At 45.5% G+C, this 5839-nt stretch carries 7 protein-coding genes; 4 read left to right on the top strand and 3 right to left on the bottom strand.

The window, feature by feature from the left end; translation table 11 throughout:
- Positions 1-1170 (top strand): signal recognition particle protein (gene ffh / locus PX481_RS11920; protein WP_288094631.1); only part of this gene is annotated, 1170 nt, incomplete at its 5' end.
- Between the two features lie 3 nt (positions 1171-1173).
- Here ffh and thiL read toward each other — a convergent pair.
- The 3 genes from thiL to PX481_RS11935 form a co-directional block, all read right to left on the bottom strand.
- The gene (thiL, locus tag PX481_RS11925; RefSeq protein ID WP_288094632.1) at positions 1174-2142 is read right to left on the bottom strand and encodes a thiamine-phosphate kinase; all 969 of its coding nucleotides are present in this window, start codon (positions 2140-2142) and stop codon (positions 1174-1176) included.
- Entirely contained in the window at positions 2139-2261 is a 123-nt protein-coding gene (locus PX481_RS11930) for a hypothetical protein (protein WP_288024429.1), read from the bottom strand. Before PX481_RS11930 ends, thiL begins: the two co-directional genes overlap by 4 nt.
- 140 nt (positions 2262-2401) lie before the next feature.
- Positions 2402-3073: an MBL fold metallo-hydrolase gene (locus PX481_RS11935; protein ID WP_288024423.1), complete on the bottom strand. Its 672-nt coding sequence runs from the start codon at positions 3071-3073 to the stop codon at positions 2402-2404.
- 104 nt (positions 3074-3177) lie between these two features.
- On the opposite strand from PX481_RS11935, the gene PX481_RS11940 reads away from it, so the two are divergent.
- The 3 genes from PX481_RS11940 to PX481_RS11950 all read left to right on the top strand — a co-directional run.
- A complete protein-coding gene (locus PX481_RS11940; RefSeq protein WP_002759599.1) occupies positions 3178-4662 on the top strand; it encodes a site-2 protease family protein in 1485 nt (494 codons plus the stop codon).
- Positions 4663-4818: 156 nt separating this feature from the next.
- Complete coding sequence (locus PX481_RS11945; protein WP_288094633.1) at positions 4819-5442, top strand: YdcF family protein; 624 nt, start codon at positions 4819-4821, stop codon at positions 5440-5442.
- Positions 5443-5468: 26 nt separating this feature from the next.
- Positions 5469-5839 (top strand): calcium:cation antiporter family protein (locus PX481_RS11950; protein ID WP_502888599.1); only part of this gene is annotated, 371 nt, incomplete at its 3' end.

Raw genomic sequence — 5839 nt, forward strand, 5'->3', positions numbered from 1 at the left:
AACGTTCCCCTAGCTCAGGCCGATAAACCCCCCACCGTAATTTTAATGGCCGGGTTGCAAGGGACAGGAAAAACCACCGCCACCGCCAAATTAGCCCTATATCTCCGCAAACAGTCCAAAAGCTGCCTGATGGTGGCCACCGATGTTTACCGTCCCGCGGCCATTGACCAATTAATCACCCTCGGTAAACAGATAAATGTTCCCGTCTTCGAGATGGGTTCTCAGGCTAATCCCGTCGATATCGCCCGTCAAGGTGTGGAAAAAGCCAAAGAATTGGGCGTAGATACCGTTATCATCGACACCGCTGGTCGTTTGCAAATAGACACCCAGATGATGGGCGAACTAGCACAAATCAAGAAAATTGTCAAGCCCGACGACACTTTATTAGTGGTGGATGCCATGACCGGTCAGGAAGCGGCCAGTCTTACCAACACTTTTCACCAACAAATCGGCATCACGGGGGCAATTCTCACCAAACTTGATGGCGATACTCGCGGTGGTGCGGCCTTATCAGTGCGGCAAATATCGGGACAACCGATTAAATTTGTTGGGGTTGGCGAAAAAGTAGAAGCTTTAGAGCCATTTTATCCCGATCGCCTTGCCAGTCGCATCCTCAATATGGGTGATGTCCTGACGCTAGTGGAAAAAGCTCAGGAACAGTTAGACCTAGAAGACGCGGCCAAAATGCAGGCCAAGATTTTAGAGGCTAAGTTTGATTTTAATGACTTCCTCAAACAGATGCGGCTGTTAAAAAATATGGGTTCCCTGGGGGGAGTCTTGAAGTTAATCCCCGGTCTAGGCAAACTGAGCGGGACAGACATCGAAAAGGGCGAAAAAGAGTTAAAACGCACGGAAGCGATGATTAATTCCATGACCACGGAGGAACGCGCTAACCCCGATTTATTGGCTAAGTCTCCTAATCGTCGTCGTCGCATTGCCAAAGGTTCGGGACATCCAGAAACGGAAGTGACCAAACTAATTGCTAATTTCACCAGAATGCGATCGATGATGCAACAGATGGGACGGGGACAAATGCCCGCTATGCCGGGGATGCCCGGTATGGGTGGCGGAATGTTTGGGGGTGGCAATCAACCGGGGTTCCGCGGTCAAGGTGGCAGCCCGAAAAAACCAAAGAAAATCAAGAAAAAGAAAGGTTTTGGCGATTTATAGAGGCTAAAAATGTTGAAATCCAGAGCTTAAACTGAGGTTTCTACCGTCGGCTAATTTTATCTCTTTCCCGGGGACAATTTGACCGATTATCGCCCCCTCTTCCCCCACTTTCTCCAGCAATTCTCTGGCACTGTCCGGAGGCAAACACAAAACTAACTCAAAGTCTTCACCGCCGTATAAAGCCCATTCTAGAGCTTTTTCGGCTCCTACATATTCTTTCAGGGTTGGATGCAGGGGAATCCTCTCAATTTCGGCACCAACCCCACTACAGCGACAAATTTGGATGATAGCATCTGCTAATCCGTCACTGCTATCCATGCCGGCGATGGGAAATTGCTTGACAATTTTTTGTAAATGTGGTATGCAATCGAGTCTCGGTCGCGGCCGTTGATGAGCTTGGATTAATCGCTTTTTTTGGGCGGAATTTAAATTCCTCCCGGTTTCAGGGTGAAAGAGTAACTCTAATCCAGCCCGCGATAAACCGTGATAACCAGTAATAACGATACTATCGCCAACTTTTGCGTTAAAACGTCTAATTTCTTCATTTTTTGCCACTTGTCCCAGGGCAGTGATACTGATGTTAATCTCCGTGGCCCGACAGACATCGCCACCAACGATCGCCGTCTGATATACTTGCAGACAAGAGCTAAGACCCCGATAGAGTCCTTCTAGCCAATCGATGGCTAGATCGGGAGTTAAAGCCAATCCTACCGTAATTCCCAGGGGTTCTGCCCCCATAGCCGCTAAATCGGATAAATTAGCCGCCGCCGCTCGCCAGCCCACATCTTCCGGAGAGGTAGTAAGATTGCTAAAGTGGACGTTATTAACTAAAACATCAGTGGTGACAACGAGAGAGTAACCCTCTTTGATCGATAAAATCGCCCCATCATCACCGATAATCTCCGCAGGACAATATTTTTGCAGAATCGGTAGCAATCCCTGTTCACCCAAATCTTTAACGGTTAAATTCATAATTTCTGGGAATTGAACAATGCAGCTTCTAAAAAGTCTTTAGTTAGGGTTTGCGGCAAAAAGTTTTTCGTGGGGGTAGGGTGTGGGGTGTGGGGTGTGGGGTGTAGGGTTTTATCCATTTTCAGGTGGTCAATTACCTAATTTTCAGGGAAAAAGTCCCTAAAATTTCCCCCCAATCACTCCAATGGTCGGCACTTTTTGAGGGAAAAAAAGTCTAAAAGCGTTATCCAACAAGGTTTTTAGATTTATTCAGCAGACCCTAGTTAAGAGGATTGGCGCTGATTTTTTCGTAGGCGCGATCGATAATTCCCCGACCGCGCAGAAAGCCGGTATTAGCCCCCGGACAAAGATAGGAGAGGGTTTCCGGACTAAAACGGTCTAAAATAGCCCTTTGCGATCGCAATTGCCGCAGCCAGTGGAAAGTTTTCGCGGTCTGTAGGGGTTGCGGTTGACCCTTAGTGTCGGGGAGAAGATGACGACCGGTAAATAAAACCCCCCCGTGACGCTGCCAGTAGAGACAGGAGGAGCCGGGAGAATGGCCGGGAGTCCAAAAACCGCTACAAGTAGGAGATAACTGGATTTGCTGCTGAAAAACGGTAATTTGACGGTGAGGAAGCAGATAAGCTTCCTGTTCCTGTAGAATAATCTCACAATCAAGTAAACTTTGCAGAGAATCGCTCTGTTTACCCTGACCCCCGCGATGGGTAAAAAATAGGTAACGGACACCCTTTTCTAGGAGAAAATCTCGCTCGCTCTCCTCACAGCTAGGACAATCCACCAGAATATTGCCGGTATTTTCTACAATAAGATAAGAGGTTCCCCCTAGGGTTTCCCGATTAGGCGAGAAAGCGTATAAACCTTCTAGAATTAATCGAGGGGGTTTTGTGGTTTTGCTAACCTCTAAAGGAGACGATTCGGTTTCCGATCGCATGGTTTGCCTATCCAAATCACAATCAATGCGGTTTACAATTTAGCACGATCGATGACCGGGCTGGCTGAAATTAGCCGCCTTTTACTCAAGAGAAAAGAGCCGATATGGAAATGTGGTTGTTATTAGGGATTCTGGGCGGTTTCACCTATTTTATCGTCAAGCGTAGCGTGGCCAAAATCACGACAACACCAATTTGGTTAATTTGGTTAGTCCTGATGACTCCGGCTCTTATTTGGACCGGCTGGACGTTAATCTATGGAGAGGATACCCCCATGCCGGCATTTTTGCTGGTCGGCCCTTTTGTGATCTGCCCTTTTTTGTATTGGTGGCTAGTACAGAAGGGTCGGGTTACTCCCCAAGAAGGCCCCCCATCACCACCGAAACAAGCGAATTTAGTCCTAGAAAATATTGATAATCCTGCACCTAAAAATGATTTAAAACCGATCACTGCCGAAGAGGAAAAATACCTAAGAGATTGTTTTCCTTGGGGTGTTTATTATCTGCAAAATATCGATTATCGTCCCCAAGCAATTCTCTGTCGGGGGAAATTGCGAGCAGTTCCCGAAGAAGCTTATCAAGTGATTAAAAACAATGTGGAAAAGGTTTTTGGTGATCGCTTTTTATTGCTTTTCCAAGAAAGTTTTCAGGGACAACCTTTTTTCGCTCTTGTGGCTAATCCCTGGCAGCAAAAAACAGAAACCATAGAAACTGAAAAAGTTACTCGCCCCCTTCTTGCCCTGGGTTTATTGTTATTAACTATCTTAACTACCACAGTGGTCGGTGCGGGATTAAGTGGCATTACTGCCCAACAATTAGAAAATAATTCTAGTTTATTATTGCAAGGTTTACCCTACAGTTTAGGCTTAATTGCTATTTTAGGACTGCACGAATTCAGTCATTATTTTACAGCAGTTAAATATAAAATTAAAACTACCTTGCCCTATTTTATCCCCATTCCTTTCTTCCTAGGCACCTTCGGGGCTTTTATTCAAATGCGATCGCCTGTACCCACCCGCAAAGCTTTATTTGATGTGGCGGTGGCCGGTCCTTTGGGGGGTATAATTATCGCTATTCCTCTACTGTTTTGGGGGTTGTACCTCTCGGAAATAGTTCCCCTAACTAATCAAAGCAGTTTATTAAATTTTCAGGCGTTAAATCCGCAGTTTTCTTTTCTCTTGTCTATCCTAGCTAAACTAGCCCTCGGCAGTAATTTAATCGCCGGAAAAGCGATCCATTTACATCCTTTAGCGGTAGCTGGTTATGTAGGAATTATCGTTACAGCCCTAAATTTAATGCCCGTGGGTCAATTGGATGGTGGTCATATTGTTCACGCCATGTATGGGCAGAAAACCGCCATAATTATCGGTCAATTAACTCGATTATTCATGTTTATTTTAGCCCTAGTGCAACCAGATTTTTTACTCTGGGCGATTATTCTCTTATTAATGCCAGTCAGCGATCAACCTGCTTTAAATGATGTCACCGAATTGGATAATAAACGAGATTTATTAGGTTTATTTTCCCTGGCTTTGTTATTAAGTATTTTGCTACCCCTTCCCGAAGCGGTGGCCCGTTGGTGGGGAATGTAAGCGACTGCATCAATCAACCTGAGTTCCGGGAAAATTATCGGTCAGTTGGGGAATAAAATCCCTATCTCCTACGTCAATGTGAGTCGATGACCCTCACCCTCGATCACTTTAATCCACAAAGCTGAAGGCTGACAACTGATCACCGATCACTGATATATGGTTCTCAAGGCTAATTCTCGCAGAAAAAAGCGAGTTTCTCTGAAAGCGAAGTTAGGCAAATCTAGGTTAAAATTGCTGGCTATTCCGCTAATTTTGGCGATTTTAGGCTGGTTATACCACGATTTACGTCAGCAGTGGCTAAAACCGGAAGCGATTTTTGTTTTGGGAGGTCATGCCGATCGAGAACGTTTTGCGGCAAAATTGGCTAAGGAATATCCCGATCTACCGATTTGGGTGTCTTCCGGTAGTCCGCGACGATATGTGAGAAAGATTTTTAAAAAAGCGGGAATTCCCCCAGAACGTCTCCATCTCGATTACAATGCGCGAGATACTGTCACTAACTTTACTAGCCTAGCCGATCAACTGAAAGCCCAAGGTATTGATAGTGTCTATCTAGTCACTTCCGATAATCACATGAGAAGGGCGCGATTAGTGGGAGAAATTGTTTTTGGTAGTCGCGGAATTATGATTAAACCGGTGACTGTTCCCTCCCAATCACCCCCCGAACCCCTAGAAAAGTCCCTCAGAGACGGTTTTAGGGCAATATTATGGGTAATAAGCGGTTCCACCGGGGAATTTTGGCTAGAATCCGCTTCTAGTTCCCATCTCCGATCAAAATAAAATTATCTTGACAAAATACTCACTTTATGTTAAGCAAAAACACCATTTTCGCCATCCTATTGATTTTTGTGCCTATATCGATCGCCGGTTCGCTGTTACACTGGGGCGGAACAGTTGTTTTTATCACCGCTTGTCTAGCCATTATCCCCCTAGCGGCCTACATGGGGGAAGCCACGGAAGCGATTGCGGTGGTGGTTGGGCCAAATATTGGTGGTTTGATGAATGCCACCTTTGGCAATGCCACAGAATTAATTCTTGCCTATGTCGCTTTGCGGGAAGGTTTTATCGATGTGGTAAAAGCGACGATTACTGGCTCAATTATCGGTAATTTACTCTTAGTTATGGGATTATCGATGTTTTTAGGCGGTTTACGCTTCAAAGAACAGGAATTTCAACC

The sequence above is a fragment of the Microcystis sp. M53603_WE2 genome (assembly GCF_030065435.1).